We start from the raw sequence: 17,866 nt of genomic DNA on the forward strand, positions 1-17,866 counted from the left end.
AAATAAGCCCCAAATCACTTATAACATCAACTTATATTTTTGGATTTAGTTAGGACTAAACAACACTCATCATAATGAAATTTATCCAAGAACTTTTTAGCGTTATTTTTCATATTTCGACCATACTGCTTAGTAAATCATTCAGATAAATAACAACGCGATAAAAAAAGACATGCTAAATTTTAGACAAAAAAAATCACGTTATAGGAACGTGATTTATAAAATGGTGGCTATGACGAGACTTGAACTTGTGACCCCCGCATTATGAGTGCGGTGCTCTAACCAACTGAGCTACATAGCCGTAAACTGTGCGCGCATTATGTTGTTTTATTTACAGCACGTCAAGTACCTAATGTGCTTAATTGATCAAAATTTGGTGAAGTGAGCCGATAAGCCGGGTTCTGTCGTGAACGATCATTCCTCTAGGCGTACAATCACTCATACGCTCCAGCGACCTACCCGGATCCAGCATGGGCCATGCCTAAAGGATCCCTATTTGGTCTTGCTTCCGGTGGGGTTTACCATGCCATGAACTGTTACCAGTCATGCGGTGCGCTCTTACCGCACCCTTTCACCCTTACCTCCGATCTCAATTGCTTGAAACCATAATGAAGGCGGTCTACTCTCTGCTGCACTTTCCGTCGGCTCACGCCGCCCAGGCGTTACCTGGCACCTTGCCCGTTGAAGCCCGGACTTTCCTCCCCTGCTTTAGTCACGGAGACCTCCACAGCAGCGATCGTCTGGCTCACTTCGAGGCGCATCTTACCAAATTTAAAAACTAATTGCTTGTGCTTTTTTGAGCAATTAAACGTTGATACTTATCCAACAACTGTTCTTGCGTCTCCGCATGGTTTGGATCAAGTGGAATACAATCTACAGGACAAAAAAGCTGACACTGCGGTTGATCATGATGTCCCACACATTCGGTACATAAATCTGGGTTAATTTCGTAAATCAATTCGCCCATAAAAATGGCTTCATTAGGACAAACAGGTTCACAAACATCACAATTGATGCATTCATCAGTTATATATAAAGACACTCTACCAACCTTGTTGATGCTTTTGCTCAAAAGCTTTGACCACCGCTTCAGGAACGAATTTGGTGACATCGCCTTTCAGACGAGCAATTTCACGAATTAACGTGGAAGAAATAAATGAATATTGTTCAGACGGTGTAAGAAACACGGCTTCAAAGCGTGAATCGAGTTGACGGTTCATATTTGCCAATTGAAACTCATATTCAAAGTCCGAAACTGCACGTAAACCGCGTAAAACGGCTGTGGCATTCTGTTCTCGGAAAAAGTTTACCAATAAACCATCAAATCCTACAAACTCTACATTAGGCAAATGACTCAGAGAAGCCTGCGCTAATGCTACGCGCTCTTCTAACTTGAACAATGGATTCTTATGATGCCCAATCGCGATTGCAACCACAACCTCATCAAACATTTTTGATGCACGCGTCACAAGGTCGACATGCCCATTGGTAATTGGATCAAATGTTCCTGGATAGATTACGCGAGTTTTAGACATCCATTTGTACTCTGATTTATTTTATTGGAATGTATTTTAACAAAATCTTGTTTTTTTGGTGAAGAAACTGCATAAATTTGAAAAATCTTCACTATTTGTGCCAAAACGACTCAGCAAACTCCCTTAAGAAAAATAGCAGTATGTCAATTTTGTTGCGTATTTGATTTAGATTAAATCTTTCCGATCTTATTTAAGAATTGTCAGTAGGTTCATGTTGGGGCACAATAGTCATAACTTTGGAAGTAACTGATTATGGCGAAAGCAACTGTAGTTAAAAAACATAATGGCGGTACGATTGCCCAAAATAAGCGTGCCCGTCATGATTATTTTATTGAAGAAAAATTTGAAGCGGGACTGTCTCTACAAGGCTGGGAAGTTAAATCATTGCGTGCTGGGCGTATGACCCTCACGGAAAGTTATATCCTGTTTAAAAATGGGGAAGCCTATTTATTTGGTGCACAGATTCAACCTTTGTTGTCAGCTTCTACACATGTAGTGCCTGAAGCTACTCGCACGCGTAAATTATTGTTAAATCGCAATGAAATTGCCAAGTTACTTGGTGCTGTGAATCAAAAAGGATTCTCTTGTGTACCTTTAGCCTGCTATTGGAAGGGCCCTCTGGTCAAGCTTGAGATTGCTTTGGTAAAAGGTAAACAATTACACGATAAACGTGCGACTGAAAAAGATCGTGACTGGCAGCGTGACAAAGCCCGCCTGTTCCACAAATAATAAAAAAACCTCCGATTGGGAGGTTTTTTATTTTTCGGACTGTCAATAATCTGCTTTTAGCTCGACCAAATACTTACCAAACTTGCGTGCTGTTTCTAAGTCGCCTTCTGGTGGCGTCACTTCCACACTGGCATTATCGGACTGGGTCATTAACCCTAAAAAGCTCGACATACGGTTAATATCTTGTTGACTACGGCCAGTTGGCATAAACGGTAAACCTGCCCATAACATACCGTGTTGCATGGCAAATAAATTGATCTGTTGCAGAACAGCCAATTTATCGCCACTTAAGCCACCACCATTGGTAAATCCTGCGGCCAACTTACCTTGCCAAGCACGGGCTAACCAACGCTTAGAGGAATCTTCCATAAACTGTTTCAGTGCAGAAGTCAGGCTTCCCATATATGTTGGGCAGCCCATAATAATAATATCGGCTTGATCTAAAAGCTCCCACTGGACTGCTGCTACAGAAATCAAATGCACATCTGCACCTGCCTGCTCTGCACCTTGCGCAATATATTGGGCTACCTTGGCCGTATGACCATAAGGACTATGATAAACCACACATACATGTACAGGAGCAGAAGAAACGAGATCAGTGACAGACATGGAAACTTTTAAAACCAAATAATTAAGTCAAGTTTAACACTTTTCGTTCGCCAGAGGCGAGTGCATAGCACAATGTAAAAATCGTTGCACCCATCAAGCGTGCCATGTTCATTTTAAAAATACAAAGGTCGCCATTCTTCCAGTTTTAGCATTACGACGATAAGAATAATATTCTTCAGTTTGTCTATAAGTACACTGGTCACCACCTAAAATCTTGGTGATACCATGTTGCTGCAAAATATAGCGCGCAATGGCATATAAATCAGCAAAGTATTTCCCCTGTTCTTTCGATGGTTCGAAGGCTGAGGCCAATGCAGGATATTTGCCACAGAAGATTTGTTTTACTTCAGCCCCTACTTCAAAGCACGGTTGACTAATCGCTGCCCCTAACCATGCCCAAGCGGGAGGATGTTGCATCGCTGCAATGGTGTTTTCCACAATACCATTCGCCAATCCACGCCAACCTGCATGTAGGTTTGCCACCTCAACAGCATCGGCATCCCCAAGGACAATAGGTAAACAATCCGCAGTCATCATCATTAAGGCATGCTGCTTCTGTTGAGTCACTAAACCATCGCCTTCTAGCGCTTCGAAACAGATCTGTTCATTCACAGTGTGACAAATCGTGCTATGGGTCTGTGTCATCCAAGTTATTTTTTTCACACCAAAAGCAGAGAACTCTTCGAGTAGCTGCATACGATGTTGCTGCACCCGATGGGCATTATCCTGAACATGTAAGGCCAAATTAAAACCATCAAGTTCTAGTTTATCCGATGCGAGAGTATGCTCATGTTGCACACGCGTTTGTCCGACAAAAACACCTTCTGGAAAGCCTTGAACAAATTGCATGTTAAATCCCTTCTTTAACTTAAATCATCTTTGCGTTATTCCCTGTCAGGAAACTTCGCAAAGATTACATTTTCAACGGCTGTTAATAAGCAGCATTTTCACTACGCAATACATCGACTAATGTTGCAAAATCTTCTGACCACGGCGCTTCAAACATCATGTCTTTACCCGTACGCGGGTGAACTAAACCCAATTGCACAGCATGTAATGCCTGACGTCTAAAACCACGTAAAGTATCATTCAATAATTCAGATGCCCCTGCTGGAACACGTACACGTGGCATATAGACTGGATCTCCAACCAAACCATAACCAATATATGCAAAATGCACACGAATTTGGTGCGTGCGTCCAGTCTCTAAGCGAGCTTGTACACGAGTAAAGTGCTGAAAACGTTCTTTTACATTGTAGTGCGTTACAGCATCTTTCCCACCTGGTAGAACGGTCATTTTAACGCGATCAACAGGATGACGTTTAATTGGCTCATCGATGGTGCCGCCAGCAATCATGTTGCCATATACGATTAAATCATAAACACGATAGACTGACTTATCTGCCAGTTGCTTGCTTAATGCGAACTGAGCTTCTAGGTTTTTCGCTACAACCAATAAGCCACTTGTGTCTTTATCAATACGATGCACCAAACCTGCTCGCGACAGTTCAGCCGACTTTGGATAATGATAAAGTAAGGCATTCACCAAAGTGCCCGTGGTATTTCCAGCGCCAGGATGCACCACCATTCCAACAGGTTTGTTAATCACAATGATGTCATCATCTTCATAAACAATATTGAGTGGAATGTTTTCAGGCTGACTGGTGGTTTGTGCTTCTAGCTCAACATCTAGAGTCAGTTGCTCAAATCCTTCACATTTGTACTTTGGCTTAACAATGTTACCATTTACCAACAAATGCCCATCCTTCAGCCACTGCTTAAGTTTTTCGCGTGAAAAATCGCTCCAAACATTCGCTGCAACCTGATCAATACGTTGACCGATATAGCTTTCATCCAATTGAAATTGCAACGATAAACGTGTTGCAGTTGCATCAGAAGTATGGTTATCTGCTTCGTCTGTATCTTCAAGTAAATTGAAATCAGTTTCTGCAAAATTTGTATTAGTAGATTGTGCTTGGGTCATTTGATCATTCAAACAAAAGTGGTTTAATAGCGCAATTGTAGCTCATTGCCCGTATTAACAGAGGAATTTTTATGTCGCTACCACGTTATAAAATTACAATGCTCGCTCTTTCTTTAGGCATTGCATCTGCAATGGTGGGCTGTAGCAGTAATCCAAAAAAAGAAGTGGTGGATACAGGCCCACAATTAAGTGAGCAAGTGTATATACAAAAAGCTGAGAAAGCGCTAGATAATGGTCAATATACTGATGCAGCCAAGTATCTAGAAGCGATTGATACTTACTACCCAACGGGTGATTATGCACAGCAAGCCCAGCTTGAGTTGTTGTACACGAAATTCCAGCAAAAAGATTATGAAGGCACGATTAGCCTTGCAGAGCGTTTTATTCGCTTAAACCCGCAGCATCCAAATGTAGATTATGCTTATTATGTTCGCGGTGTAGCGAATATGGAACAAAACTATGATGGTTTAATGCGCTATACATCATTAAAACAGTCACATCGTGATACCAGTTATTTAAAACTGGCTTACCAAAACTTTGTCGATTTCATCCGTCGCTATCCATCAAGCACATATGCAGTAGATGCAGCACAACGTATGAAATATATTGGCAATGAGTTGGCTGAAAGTGAAATGAATGTCGCGCGCTTTAATATTAAGCGTAAAGCATGGCTCGCTGCTGTAGAGCGTTCGCAATGGGTGATTGAACACTACCCTCAAACCCCACAAATTCCAGAAGCATTGGCAACAGTTGCCTATGGTTATGGACAATTGGGGGACAAAGCCACAGCACAACAGTATATCGATGTTCTAAAATTGAACTATCCAAATCTGGTGAAGTCTGATGGCAGCGTAAATTTACGTGCTGCACGCAAAGAAGGCAGTTGGCTCAACCGTGCAACTTTAGGCGTCTTTGGTCGTGAAGAACAAAGCACTGTTGAAACACCAAAAACTACTGCACCTGCTGAGCAACGCAGCCTGACTAACCGTATGACGTTTGGTTTGCTTGATCGTCCTGCAACTTCGACAGAAGCACCCGCATCGAGCACTTCTGCTGAATAAAAACCGCAACACATCGTGCAATTTGATTAAGGGCAAGTTATCATACTTGCCCTTTTATATTTTGCATATCGCTTGATCGGACTGATCAAACCATATACAAATAAATAGTTTTCTTTTGCAAAAGTTAGGTTCAAGCAAATCTGGCTTTGCATTTTCATTTTGCTGCATATATCACGATAACGACTATGGCCATTCCTCAGCACACGATAGATCAAATTCTCGATCGAACTGATATTGTCGATTTAATTGGTCAACGCGTGAAACTTAAGAAAACGGGACGCACATACTCAGGTTGCTGCCCATTTCATCAGGAAAAGTCGCCCTCTTTCCATGTCTATCGTGATAAACAGTATTATCACTGCTTTGGCTGTCAGGCTAATGGTAATGCTATTCGCTTTTTAATGGACATCGACAATCGTAACTTTGTCGATGTAATGAAAGACCTGTCCAGTCAAACAGGTATTGAATTACCCAAAGACAATCAAGACTCCAAACGTCTGTCTTATAAACGCGAAGCGAAAACGGTTACAGAGCCACCAAAAACAACACCTATTACCCCTGTTCAATCGCCACCTACAACTGAGTTGCAAATTGATCACGATCCTTTTGAAGAATTTCGTAATGTCGATGATCCTTTTGCCCAGTTTGAACCGTTCCAAACATTCAATGAAGCCCCAGCGCAAGAGGGTAATCTATACGACTTGCTCGAAAATGTAGCGCAATTTTACGAACGACAGTTACCACAGAGCCAAAGCGCACAACAATACTTTAGACACCGTGGCTTAGGCGTAGAAACCATTCAATTCTGGCGTTTAGGTTATGCACCAGAAGATTGGCAACATCTGGAAAAGGCCTTTCCGCAAGACGTTCAGGGTTTAAAATTATTGGGCTTAATCCGTACCAGTGACAAGGGCCGCGATTTTGACTTATTGCGTGATCGCGTGATTTTCCCGATTCGTGATGCCAAAGGTCGTGTAGTCGGCTTTGGTGGTCGTGCCTTGAATGATGAAATTAAACCGAAATATATTAACTCCCCAGATTCCGAAGTTTTCCATAAAAACCAGTTACTGTATGGACTTTATGAAGGTCGTAAGCAAAAAGCCCAAGACTGGCTGATGGTTGAAGGCTACATGGATGTCATCGCGCTACAACAAAATGGCATTTATGGCGCAGTTGCAACATTGGGAACTGCAAGTAATACAGAGCACTTAAATATTCTATTCAAACAGAATAATCGGATCACCATTGCCTTTGATGGTGATGCCGCAGGTCAAAAAGCGGCACGACGTACCTTAGAAATTGCCTTGCCCTTATTAAATGATGGCCGTGAACTGAAGTTTTTTGTACTCCCGAATGACCATGATCCAGACTCGCTAATTCGTCGAGAAGGCTTAGAAAATTTCCAGCGCTTATTACAGCAAGCCCCATTACTGTCCGATTTTGTATTTGCACATTTAACCCAAAATCAAGATATCAGCAGCCCCGAAGGTAAAAGTCTTGTGATGGCCGAACTGCGTCAATTGACTGAACTATTGCCGAAAACAGGTTCTTTTCGTTATCTTTTAAATCAATCCTTTAAAGAAAAATTGGGGTTTGGTAAGCGTTGGACACCACAACTCAGTAATGATGCGTCTTTATCATTTAACATTCGGACCAAAGATGAAGACTTTGCAATTGCAATTCTGATGCATCATCCATTCTTATATATTCATTTTGAAACTTTACGGGCCTTTGTTCCAAGTCATGAATTACTCTCGCATATCCTCAACATTCTCAATCGAATTTTTGATAACTTGCCTGATGACCAAGAGCTAGCAACCTATTATGTATTGGGCGCTTGTAGCACTTTCAGTTTAGAAATTGCTGATATTATGCGACGTACCAATATTGAAGTGCTCACCCATGCACCAGAAATGGCGGATAAACTGGCAACCGAATACGCGTTGGGATTACAAGAAAAATATTTACGGCAGAAATTAAAAGACCCGAATTCATTACTCGAATCACGTAATTTACGTCAACAATTGAACGAACTAACCAAGAAAATTGGGCTGCGTCTATTATCTTAAGTCTAACAAACCATATTTATTTTTTTGCTTTACGTCGATGTGCTGCAACGTTGGCTAAACTTTGCTGTAATTGTTCAAAATAAGCAAGATCTTCTGCTTTGGCTGCATCGCGCAGCACAATAGAGGTTGGATGTAGCAATTTCTGCGTTAGACGATGAGCAAAGTCTTGCATAATTTGCGCAGCATTTTCCCCTTTTGCTAAGCGTGCCAATGCCAACTGCAATTCTTCTTGTTGTAATTCATGCCCATGTTGACGATATTGATGAATAGTTTCGCCCGCTTCATTGACTCGTTCATGGGTAATTAGCTCAATAGCTAATTGATTCACCATCACTTCCGCTTCAACTGCTGCCTGACGGCGCTGCGCAAGATTTTCATCAATGACCGACTGTAAATCATCTACACCGTAAAGATAAACGCCATCCAAAGATTCGACTTTAGGCTCTATATCACGCGGTACAGCAAGATCAACCAAAAGCATTTGCTGATAACGGCGCTTCTTCAAGGCACGCTTTACATCTTGATAAGAAATAACCTGATGCAAGCTTCCTGTACAGCTTGAAATCACATCCGCACGATGTAAATTCTCAGCTAAATCGGCAAACTCAAGAATTTCAACTTCGACCTGATGGGCAATTTCTTGAGCTAACAATTCTGCACGTTCACGGGTGCGGTTACAAATCAGTACTTTACCAACCCCCATTTCCGCCAAATGTTTTGCAACCAAGCTATTCATTTCACCTGCCGCAACAATCAGCACAGTCATTTTTTCAGGTTGACTAAAAACTTGTAAGGCTAGTTGCGCAACGGCATACCCCATTGAAACAGCATGACTTCCCACCGCAGTTTCTGAACGAACGCGTTTTGCCGCATAAAAAGCATATTCGAAAATTCGATTTAAATTACCTGAAACTGTATGCGCATCTTTGGCTAAAGACAGTGCAGATTTTACCTGCCCTAAAATTTGCGGTTCACCGAGCATCAAAGAATCTAGCCCGCTAGCCACCCGCATTAAATGCGTCACTGCTTGCGCATCTTCATAACGGTAAACATGATTGACCAGTTGCTTTACATCTAGATCATTTGCTTGGGCGAGCCAATTGAGTACCATATCCGCATTTTCAGATATGGCATAAACCTCGGTGCGGTTACACGTCGACACGACCACCAAATCATTTAATTCAGTGTTGTGACTTTGCTGAGCAAGCAATACACTAAGCTTTTCAGCATTAAATGCGATTTGCTCACGCAACGCTACTGACGCGGTTTGATGGTTGACCCCCAATGCAAAGAAAGACATATCAAATCATCAATTCACTAAATTTATGCTATTGTGCAACATCGGTGTCATAAAAAGCATTACTTGGATCAAGAAAAAATTGCGTCAAACAAACAGCCGTATAAACGGCACGACGGTAAAACAGTATTCTACCACATTCTTACTGCTTGGTAGCATGGCTTCTGGTACTCATGTAAGAGCATCAGAGGTTGTTTATCATGCAAATTCAAATAATAATGCCATAAAACAAAGCATGATTGCCGAATTTGCTTTGGCTTATCACGATATTCCAACGGCTCTGCACAACTACACCGTTCTGGCCATTCGTAGCAATTCTACTCTAGTGAAACAACGCGCACTCAATATTGCTTTGGAACAAGATGACTTAAAAGCAGCACTCGATATTGCCACACACTGGGTGGTACAAGAACCCGAAGATGTGCCCGCACTATTTTATTTATCGCATATCGCCTTAAAAGCACATGAATACGAGCTGGCAGCAGAAACGCTCGATAAAATATTAATGATTGATCCCAATGCGGATTTAGAGCAAATTTTGGCGGGTATTTCACCGGAATCACAAACTGACCGTGAAGTCCTGCTCAAGACATTGTCCACAAGTAAAGAAAAGGACAATCCATCCATTTTGGTACTGATCGCTGGTTTAGAAGCGCAAAATGGTCAATTTGATCATGCATTAATTACCATTAACCGTGCTTTACGCAAGCGCCCGAAAGTCACAGGCTTTATTCTCATGAAAGCCAACTTGCTGACTGTATTGGGTGATGAGCAAGAAACATTGAAATGGTATGATAAATCTAGTCGTAAACATCGTGACAATTTAGAAGTTCGACTCGCAGAAGCCAAATACTTAATTAAATTAAATCAGTCCGAGACTGCGCTTAAAAAGCTCGAAAGCATCTTAAAAAAATGGCCCAAGCAAGAAGAGGCTCTCTTTTTAGCAGGTCTGACCAGTATTGACTTAAAACAATATGAAGATGCAGAAAAATTTTTGGTCGAACTAAGATATTCAGCTCAATATCAAAATGATGCCTACTACTATTTGGCCGTCAATGCTGAACGCAAGCAGCACTTTGAAACAGCCAAAGCCTACTACCGCTTGGTCGATGGTAACCTCTATCCTGTGTCTAGACGCAGTATGATTAATATTTTTGCACAGCAAAACAAGCTACAAGATGCCTTGCGCTTTTTAACTCAAGAACGAGTGAATTATCCGCAACATGCCAGTTTCCTCTATCAGGCGCAAGCCGATATTTTAAAACGCATGAACAATAGTAAGGCGGCCCGTCGTTTATTAGATGAAGCCATCAAAAATCTGCCAGACGATCCTGACTTGATTTATGCCGAAGTATTATTACTCGATCCGTTTCAAGACCGTATTAAGTTAGAACAACTCCTCAATCGCTTGTTAGAGATTGAGCCGAATAGCCCAACCTATTTAAATGCGTATGCCTATACACTTGCTTTACAAAATCGACGTTTAGACGATGCACGGCATTATGTTGAACTCGCACTAGAATACACCCCAGATCAGGCATCTATTTTAGATACGTTAGGCTATATCACCTATTTACAGAATGACTTTGAGACTTCGGCACAAGTGCTTGGGCGGGCTTACACCTTAAGCAATAGCATTTCAATAGGTGTTCGATACGCTAAAGCATTATATATGCAAGGGAAAATTACTGAATTTAGTACTGTGTTACAACAATTAAAACAAAAACATCCAAATGATCCTCAATTGGAACAACTGAGTTCGTTACTGTTACCTCAACAAATGAAAAAGAGCTAATTGATTTTGATGCGTGTATTTTCAAAAGTCGGTCTGACCGTATTTGCCAGCAGTGTTTTATTTCTAACAGGTTGTAAGCAATTTACCAAACCACAAATTCCTGCTGAAGGCCCAAATGCTACTGAACAGAATCATTTTAATTTACAAGGTAAAATAGGTGTTCGTACCCCACAACAATCGGGTAGCGCCTTTTTTACATGGCAGCAACAACAGCAAGAATTTGATATCGAACTCAGTGGTATTCTTGGTGTCGGTAAAACTCAAATTACTGGAAAACCAGGTGCTGTAAGCCTCAATAGTGCTAAAACAGGTTTAATTCAAGCCGCTACGCCAGAAGAACTCCTAGAACAGGCAACAGGTTGGCAAGCGCCTATTACTCATTTAATTGATTGGGTACAGGCTCGACCAGCAACACTGCAAGCACAAATTAGTAAAGATGCAGCGAATCGTCCGCAACAAATTATTGAAGATGGTTGGAAAGTCGATCTTAGTTATAATGATACTGCTCAACTACCAAATAAATTAGTTCTGAAACAAGAACTTGAATCTGGTAAAGAAAATCGTATTACAATGCTTATCCAAAACCGTTAATTCTGGCTAGCTATGATTCGCGTACCTTCTCCTGCAAAACTCAATCTGTTTTTACACATCACTGGACGTCGTGAAAATGGATATCACGAGCTGCAAACTATTTTTCAGCTTATAGACTTATGCGATTGGTTGGAATTTGAACCTACTCAACAAAATGACATTCAGATCGAAGGCCTAAATACCGTCGATCTAGAACAGAATTTAATTTACAAAGCCACACAAATGTTAAAGCCTTTGGCAAAGCATCTCACTGGCTTAAAAATAAACATTGAGAAAAATATTCCGATGGGTGCAGGACTCGGCGGCGGATCATCTAATGCTGCGACGACCCTCATTGTTGTGAATCAACTCTGGCAATGTGGATTAAACACTGAACAATTGGCAGAGCTGGGTGTGAAACTTGGTGCAGACGTCCCTATTTTTGTACATGGGCAAAATGCATGGGCAGAAGGCATTGGTGAACACTTAACATTCATCAACTTAGATCAAAAACAGTACATAGTGCTGAAACCTGATTGTTTTATCAGCACTCAACTGCTTTTTTCACAAAAAACGTTGACAAGAAACTCGAAGCCATCTAAATTTTGCGCCTATCAGATAAAGCCATCTGACTTTGGAAATAACTTTGAACCTTTGGCAAGAAGTCTATATCCTGAAGTCAATGAAGCGATGCAATATTTAGATCAGTTCAGTGTTGCAAAACTTACAGGTACAGGTGCTTGTGTTTTTACTGAAGTAACTGCTGAAATGCATGTCAATGAAATTCTTAAACATGCACCTTGTAAATCTTACTTGGTGAACAGTTTAAATGAATCTCCATTACGTCATTTTAAAGTTCAATAGGGGCGTCGCCAAGTGGTAAGGCAGCGGGTTTTGATCTCGCCATCCGTTGGTTCGAATCCAGCCGCCCCTGCCAATTTCACCTGTAGATGTATGTATTAGGGGCGTCGCCAAGTGGTAAGGCAGCGGGTTTTGATCTCGCCATCCGTTGGTTCGAATCCAGCCGCCCCTGCCATATACACACATCAAACTTAGGGGCGTCGCCAAGTGGTAAGGCAGCGGGTTTTGATCTCGCCATCCGTTGGTTCGAATCCAGCCGCCCCTGCCAATTTCAAGTTTAAAAGACAGAACAACACTTTGCATCTTCTTGTTAATTTACCTTGACATGAACACGCAAAAATATTAAAGTTCTGCCGCATTAGGGGCGTCGCCAAGTGGTAAGGCAGCGGGTTTTGATCTCGCCATCCGTTGGTTCGAATCCAGCCGCCCCTGCCATCTAATTTCAAACACACCAACCGCCAAGGGTGCTTCATGCCCAATCTTGTCGTTTTTAGTGGAACTGCTCATCCACAATTCGCTCAAAAAGTCGTAAGCCATTTGCACATTCCTTTAGGTGCTGCTTCAGTTTCTACCTTCTCTGATGGTGAGATTGCTGTTGAAATCACTGAAAATGTTCGTGGTAAAGACGTATTTATCGTACAACCTACTTGTGCGCCAACTAATGATAACCTCATGGAAATCTTAGTGATGGCAGATGCCTTACGTCGTGCAAGTGCTGGTCGTATAACGGCTGTCATTCCTTACTTCGGTTATGCACGTCAAGACCGTCGTCCTCGTTCATCACGTGTTCCAATCACTGCAAAAGTTGTCGCAGATATGCTAACCACTGTAGGGATTGACCGTGTTGTAATGATCGACTTGCATGCAGACCAAATCCAAGGTTTCTTCGATATCCCTGTTGACAACATTTACGGTACGCCTGCATTACTTGCAGACTTACGCCAACAGTCTCATGACAACCTTATGGTTGTTTCTCCAGACGTTGGTGGTGTAGTTCGTGCTCGTGCTGTTGCAAAACAAATGGGCGATATTGATCTTGCGATTATCGATAAACGTCGTCAAAAAGCGAATGAATCACAAGTGATGCATTTGATTGGTGATGTAAAAGGTCGTGACTGTGTCATTGTTGATGACATGGTAGATACAGCAGGCACTTTATGTAAAGCTGCTGATGCACTAAAAACCTTTGGTGCTCGTCGTGTAGTTGCCTATGCAACTCACCCGGTACTTTCAGGCAAAGCTATTGAGAATTTGAAAAACTCTGTCATCGATGAACTCGTTGTTACAGATACAATTCCGCTTTCTGAAGAAGCACAACAGCTTGGTAAGATTCGCCAAGTTTCAGTTGCCAGCATGGTTGCTGAAACAATTCGTCGTATTAATAACGAAGAATCTATTAGCGCAATGTTCGATAGTTATCTATAATACAGCGCTGAAATTCCAAAGCCCTGCCCAGTGCAGGGCTTTGTCTCACTAGATCGGTCGCAGATCTAGTTTATTTAAACTTAAATTAAGGATGTCTATCATGGCAAACTTCGTATTCAATGCACAAGCACGTGAAGCAGCTAACCAAGGGAAAGGTGCGAGCCGCCGCCTTCGTCACGCTGCGCAAGTTCCAGCTATCATCTACGGTGGTAACGCTGAACCTGTAGCTGTTACTTTAGAACTTCGTGAGCTTGTTAAAGCTTTAGAAAACAATGCATTCTTTGAAGAAGTTGTTGAAATCAAAGTTGGCGACAAAGTTGAAAACGTTAAAATCCAAGCGTTACAACGTCACCCAGCTAAAAACACACCTATGCACGCTGACTTCAAACGCGCATAAGTGTTAATGGTGTAAATTAGTGGCTAATATATCGCTAATTGTCGGTTTGGGTAATCCTGGAAAGGAATATGCCCAAACCCGCCATAATGCAGGCTTCTGGTTTGTCGAACGCATTGCAGAAAAATATGGCATTACATTAAAAGCCGACCCTAAATTCTTTGGAATAAGTGGTCGTGGTAATATCGAAGGTCAAGACATTCGTCTGCTTTTACCTACAACCTTTATGAACCTTTCAGGTAAAAGTGTTGTTCCCTTCTGCAAATTTTATCAAGTTGCGCCTGAAGCAATGTTAATTGCCCATGATGAGCTTGATATGAACCCTGGTATTATTCGCCTCAAAACGGGCGGTGGTCATGGTGGTCATAATGGACTGCGTGACATTGTTCCACATCTTGGTCCAAATTTTCATCGTTTGCGTATTGGTATTGGTCATCCTGGTTCTAAAGAACGTGTCTCTGGACATGTACTCAGCAAAGCGCCTAGCAGTGAACAAGGTTTAATGGATGACGCAATCGACCATGCACTGTCACGGCTCAAGTTACTCGTGAATGGTGATATCCAACAAGCAATGAATCAAATCAATGCTTATAAACCCAACTGAATTTATTTGAATTGTTGAACAATCTTTCTTGCCATACTGTCCATTTCAGAGCAAAATGCGTTTTTTGCCCATTACTGAACCAGTAAGAAGCGGATTAATCAAACAAAAGATAACGGTCTTAGGTCCACTCAGGAGACGCTCACCATGCTATCTCGTTTACTTAAATGCAAAATTCACCGCGCTGTAGTTACCCATGCTGAACTTCATTACGAAGGTTCATGTGCAATTGATGGTGTGTTAATGGATTTGGCGGGTATTCGCGAATACGAAGAAATCCATGTTTGGAACGTAACTAATGGTAAACGTTTCGCGACTTATGCGATTCGTGGTGAAGACAATTCAGGCATTATTTCTGTGAATGGTGGTGCTGCTCACCAAGCGGATGTTGGTGATCTTGTGATCATTGCAACTTTCGGCGCCTTTACCGAAGCTGAAGCCAATGCACACAAACCACGTTTGGTCTATGCTAACCCAGACAACACAGTCAACCACACTGCAAACTGTATTCCTGTACAAGTGGCTTAAGATGTAGGAAAAGCTCGCATAATGCGGGCTTTTTTTATTGCTGTAAAATTACCAGATTCTCCTAATTTTCTAATTATTTTTTCTTGTATCGCGTGGTATTAGCAATTTTTCTGTAAACCTTCTCAAAAATAATGATGACGCTAAAGTTAGATAAAATATCACATTTTATATAAATCGGACTATAATAGAGCCACATCGCTTCAGGGCGGGGTGTAATTCCCCACCGGTGGTAATTTCAGCACAATATTTAAGGTGCCGATTTAGCCCACGAGCATGTAGCCTTAAAACTGCATGCAGATTTGGTTCAATGCCAAAGCCGACGGTATAGTCCGGATGAAAGAAGACGACGTCATCAACACCCTTCTTATTGCCTAAAGAACAGTAAGATGGTTTTGCTACGAGCCTATTTTCACATGTCCTGAAATGTTCAACCGTATTTTCAACTTACGCGAGCGTTTCAATGTCTAGTTTAATTCAACCCGAAATTTTCTTTTCAGCCCTTCCTCCAGCTGAACAACGTATCCAGCAAGCTTTAGCTGATATTCGCCAAGGTAAACCTGTTTTGGTAATGGATGATTTTGATCGTGAAAATGAAGCCGATTTAATCATTGCAACAGAAACATTAACCGTTGAAACCATGGCACGAATGATTCGTGATGGTTCTGGTATTGTCTGCCTTTGCATCACCAACGAACTCGCAGACCATTTAGAACTACCACCTATGGTGAGTGATAACTCTAGCCAATTTAAAACCGCCTTTACCGTGGCTATTGAAGCTGCTCAAGGGGTAACAACTGGGGTTTCAGCGCAAGACCGTGTAACCACTATTCAAGCAGCTACCCGTACAGGTGCAGTTGCCAGTGATTTAAACCGTCCAGGTCATGTGTTCCCATTACGCGCACGTGATGGTGGCGTACTTAGCCGTCGTGGACATACTGAAGGTACAATTGACCTTGCTCGTCTGGCGGGACTTAAACCTTCTGGTGTTTTATGTGAATTGACCAATTCGGATGGTAGTATGGCTTCTGGTATTCAAGTTTTGGCGTATGCAGAAACACACCAGCTTACAGTTATTACTATTGAGGAACTAGTGCAATATCGCTTAGCCCATCACGTATAAATTGCAGAGTCCCAGTCTTCATGCTGGGACTTTTTGTCTGATTCAAAATCGTGTTCAAAACAATGTGGCATAAATACCATAAAGTGCAACAACTATTAAAATTACACCACAACAAGCTAACAAATGCTGATACATCTTAGAGCGTGAAAAGCGATTAAACATCAAATACACACAAGAGAGTGTCGCAAAATCAAGTGCAATCCAACTTACGGTCAGAATACCCAAACTCAAATTCAAATTTGGCGTAATCTGCACAAATTGAGGGAAGAAAGAAGCAAAGAAAATAATATCTTTAGGGTTTGAAATGGCCACAAGGAAACCCTGCTTAAATCCACCATTTGCAACAGTACCTGAAGCACTCTCTGTGCCAACGTCACCCTGCCAAACTTCTCTTAAAATCTGGATACCCAAATAAACAATATACAGGCAACCTAAAACCTTAACTACATTAAACCATTGCTCACTAATCGTGAGAAAACCTTTTAGAATCGCAATCGAAGCAGCAATCAGTACCAGAGAAGCCAAATTAGTACCAAAAATGGTCTGTAAAGCCCTACGGTAACCTCCTTTTAGACCTGCACTTGCGACCAATAGCATGACTGGACCAGGTGTAGCGATCATAATCACAACGGCAAAACAATATAAAAAATATTCAATATAATTCACAAGTCATTACTTTCTTTTATACACATTAAAATAAAGTGCGCGTTTTAATCTTCTTCGTCACCACGTAATAAGCTATGACTAATTCCATCAGCACGTAAAAATGCCAGATCATAACTTGCTGTTGCCAATGCTAATACACGACGTTCAAATTCTTGCCACAGGCCTTTCACTTGCTGTTCAGCAATACCTAAACCACTTTCTGGGGTGAAATTTTTGTTTTTTTCACAGAGTTTCAAGGCATGATATAATTTACGTCCTTTTGAAGCTTCTGGTCGTAAACGTACACGCTTGGACAAAACAAAACCTTCTACGTGGCGTAAATCTGCCAAAGGCAACATAGGAACTAAAATCTGATCAAGTTGAGCATCTAATCGAACCCAAACTGCATTTTGCTGTGCTGCTGAATATGTATTCCACTTAATCACTTCATGATTAAAACGACGACATCCCCGACAAACTGCATCACCAAAGACCGTAGAACAACGCCCTGCACATGGCGTGAGTGAAGCGATCCGACGATCATTACTCAAAATAAACTCCTAAAATCAGCAAGATACTATCGTAAAAATGATATTCGAAGTTTTTAACATCTATTAAAAACCGCTCAAGCATAATACCTTTT

The 17,866-nt window shown here is 41.6% G+C and carries 19 protein-coding genes, 5 tRNA genes, 1 other RNA gene and 1 riboswitch; of the genes, 15 read left to right on the forward strand and 10 right to left on the reverse strand.

All coding sequences use genetic code 11. From position 1 onward, the window contains the following. Window positions 1–224: 224 nt before the first annotated feature. The 4 genes from F4W09_RS05275 to coaD form a co-directional block, all read right to left on the reverse strand. Window positions 225–301 (reverse strand) — tRNA-Met (locus F4W09_RS05275). A gap of 73 nt (window positions 302–374) precedes the next feature. Beyond that, window positions 375–752: RNase P RNA component class A (gene rnpB / locus F4W09_RS05280), an RNA gene on the reverse strand. Between the two features lie 26 nt (window positions 753–778). Then, entirely contained in the window at window positions 779–1,042 is a 264-nt protein-coding gene (locus F4W09_RS05285; RefSeq protein WP_016165811.1) for a YfhL family 4Fe-4S dicluster ferredoxin, read from the reverse strand. A 1-nt stretch (window position 1,043) separates the two neighbouring features. Continuing rightward, window positions 1,044–1,535, reverse strand: coding sequence for a pantetheine-phosphate adenylyltransferase (gene coaD, locus F4W09_RS05290; RefSeq protein ID WP_016165810.1), 492 nt, complete (start codon window positions 1,533–1,535; stop codon window positions 1,044–1,046). A gap of 252 nt (window positions 1,536–1,787) precedes the next feature. Here coaD and smpB point away from each other — a divergent pair, with 252 nt between their 5' ends. Beyond that, the gene (smpB, locus tag F4W09_RS05295) at window positions 1,788–2,264 is read left to right on the forward strand and encodes an SsrA-binding protein SmpB (protein WP_016165809.1); all 477 of its coding nucleotides are present in this window, start codon (window positions 1,788–1,790) and stop codon (window positions 2,262–2,264) included. A 42-nt stretch (window positions 2,265–2,306) separates the two neighbouring features. Here the strand turns inward: smpB and F4W09_RS05300 are convergent, their stop codons facing one another. The 3 genes from F4W09_RS05300 to rluD form a co-directional block, all read right to left on the reverse strand. Continuing rightward, a complete protein-coding gene (locus F4W09_RS05300) occupies window positions 2,307–2,873 on the reverse strand; it encodes a flavodoxin family protein (protein WP_044741216.1) in 567 nt (188 codons plus the stop codon). 108 nt (window positions 2,874–2,981) lie between these two features. Continuing rightward, on the reverse strand, window positions 2,982–3,722 hold the full coding sequence (pgeF, locus tag F4W09_RS05305) for a peptidoglycan editing factor PgeF (RefSeq protein WP_151504231.1): 741 nt from the start codon (window positions 3,720–3,722) through the stop codon (window positions 2,982–2,984). Between the two features lie 82 nt (window positions 3,723–3,804). Beyond that, a complete protein-coding gene (gene rluD / locus F4W09_RS05310) occupies window positions 3,805–4,857 on the reverse strand; it encodes a 23S rRNA pseudouridine(1911/1915/1917) synthase RluD (protein WP_151504232.1) in 1,053 nt (350 codons plus the stop codon). Window positions 4,858–4,928: 71 nt separating this feature from the next. On the opposite strand from rluD, the gene F4W09_RS05315 reads away from it, so the two are divergent. Both F4W09_RS05315 and F4W09_RS05320 read left to right on the forward strand, forming a co-directional pair. Beyond that, window positions 4,929–5,918 carry an outer membrane protein assembly factor BamD gene (locus tag F4W09_RS05315; RefSeq protein ID WP_151504233.1) on the forward strand — a complete coding sequence of 330 codons (990 nt, stop codon included), beginning with the start codon at window positions 4,929–4,931 and terminating at the stop codon, window positions 5,916–5,918. Window positions 5,919–6,103: 185 nt separating this feature from the next. Beyond that, the gene (locus F4W09_RS05320) at window positions 6,104–7,987 is read left to right on the forward strand and encodes a DNA primase (RefSeq protein WP_044741217.1); all 1,884 of its coding nucleotides are present in this window, start codon (window positions 6,104–6,106) and stop codon (window positions 7,985–7,987) included. Between the two features lie 16 nt (window positions 7,988–8,003). Here F4W09_RS05320 and hemA read toward each other — a convergent pair whose 3' ends face one another. After that, window positions 8,004–9,287 carry a glutamyl-tRNA reductase gene (gene hemA, locus F4W09_RS05325; RefSeq protein ID WP_151504234.1) on the reverse strand — a complete coding sequence of 428 codons (1,284 nt, stop codon included), beginning with the start codon at window positions 9,285–9,287 and terminating at the stop codon, window positions 8,004–8,006. Between the two features lie 79 nt (window positions 9,288–9,366). Between hemA and F4W09_RS05330 the strand changes: the two genes are divergently transcribed. The 12 genes from F4W09_RS05330 to ribB all read left to right on the forward strand — a co-directional run bounded on the left by F4W09_RS05330 (window position 9,367) and on the right by ribB (window position 16,578). After that, window positions 9,367–11,079, forward strand: coding sequence for a tetratricopeptide repeat protein (locus F4W09_RS05330; protein ID WP_215899320.1), 1,713 nt, complete (start codon window positions 9,367–9,369; stop codon window positions 11,077–11,079). Window positions 11,080–11,088: 9 nt separating this feature from the next. After that, window positions 11,089–11,670 carry a lipoprotein insertase outer membrane protein LolB gene (lolB, locus tag F4W09_RS05335; RefSeq protein WP_151504236.1) on the forward strand — a complete coding sequence of 194 codons (582 nt, stop codon included), beginning with the start codon at window positions 11,089–11,091 and terminating at the stop codon, window positions 11,668–11,670. Between the two features lie 12 nt (window positions 11,671–11,682). Then, window positions 11,683–12,513 (forward strand): 4-(cytidine 5'-diphospho)-2-C-methyl-D-erythritol kinase, encoded by an 831-nt coding sequence (gene ispE, locus F4W09_RS05340; RefSeq protein ID WP_151504237.1) that lies wholly within the window; start codon window positions 11,683–11,685, stop codon window positions 12,511–12,513. Next, a tRNA-Gln gene (locus F4W09_RS05345) sits at window positions 12,512–12,586 on the forward strand. Before ispE ends, F4W09_RS05345 begins: the two co-directional genes overlap by 2 nt. Before the next feature lie 24 nt (window positions 12,587–12,610). Next, window positions 12,611–12,685 (forward strand) — tRNA-Gln (locus F4W09_RS05350). 18 nt (window positions 12,686–12,703) lie between these two features. After that, window positions 12,704–12,778: transfer RNA gene (locus F4W09_RS05355), tRNA-Gln, on the forward strand. Window positions 12,779–12,870: 92 nt separating this feature from the next. After that, window positions 12,871–12,945, forward strand: a tRNA-Gln gene (locus F4W09_RS05360). Between the two features lie 36 nt (window positions 12,946–12,981). Beyond that, window positions 12,982–13,935, forward strand: a complete 954-nt coding sequence (locus F4W09_RS05365) for a ribose-phosphate pyrophosphokinase (protein ID WP_016165799.1) — start codon at window positions 12,982–12,984, stop codon at window positions 13,933–13,935. Between the two features lie 100 nt (window positions 13,936–14,035). Next, window positions 14,036–14,332 (forward strand): 50S ribosomal protein L25, encoded by a 297-nt coding sequence (rplY, locus tag F4W09_RS05370; protein WP_016165798.1) that lies wholly within the window; start codon window positions 14,036–14,038, stop codon window positions 14,330–14,332. 19 nt (window positions 14,333–14,351) lie between these two features. After that, a complete protein-coding gene (pth, locus tag F4W09_RS05375) occupies window positions 14,352–14,933 on the forward strand; it encodes an aminoacyl-tRNA hydrolase (protein ID WP_151504238.1) in 582 nt (193 codons plus the stop codon). Window positions 14,934–15,077: 144 nt separating this feature from the next. Further along, window positions 15,078–15,458 carry an aspartate 1-decarboxylase gene (gene panD, locus F4W09_RS05380; RefSeq protein WP_016165796.1) on the forward strand — a complete coding sequence of 127 codons (381 nt, stop codon included), beginning with the start codon at window positions 15,078–15,080 and terminating at the stop codon, window positions 15,456–15,458. A gap of 193 nt (window positions 15,459–15,651) precedes the next feature. Next, window positions 15,652–15,807: riboswitch (FMN riboswitch) on the forward strand. Between the two features lie 111 nt (window positions 15,808–15,918). Further along, window positions 15,919–16,578 (forward strand): 3,4-dihydroxy-2-butanone-4-phosphate synthase, encoded by a 660-nt coding sequence (ribB, locus tag F4W09_RS05385; protein WP_151504239.1) that lies wholly within the window; start codon window positions 15,919–15,921, stop codon window positions 16,576–16,578. Between the two features lie 54 nt (window positions 16,579–16,632). Here ribB and F4W09_RS05390 read toward each other — a convergent pair whose 3' ends face one another. Both F4W09_RS05390 and F4W09_RS05395 read right to left on the reverse strand, forming a co-directional pair. Beyond that, window positions 16,633–17,244: a LysE family translocator gene (locus F4W09_RS05390; protein WP_151504240.1), complete on the reverse strand. Its 612-nt coding sequence runs from the start codon at window positions 17,242–17,244 to the stop codon at window positions 16,633–16,635. Window positions 17,245–17,288: 44 nt separating this feature from the next. After that, on the reverse strand, window positions 17,289–17,774 hold the full coding sequence (locus tag F4W09_RS05395) for a DUF1289 domain-containing protein (protein ID WP_044741220.1): 486 nt from the start codon (window positions 17,772–17,774) through the stop codon (window positions 17,289–17,291). Window positions 17,775–17,866: the final 92 nt, after the last annotated feature.

The sequence above is a fragment of the Acinetobacter tandoii genome, assembly GCF_008867985.1.
Lineage (GTDB): Bacteria > Pseudomonadota > Gammaproteobacteria > Pseudomonadales > Moraxellaceae > Acinetobacter > Acinetobacter tandoii.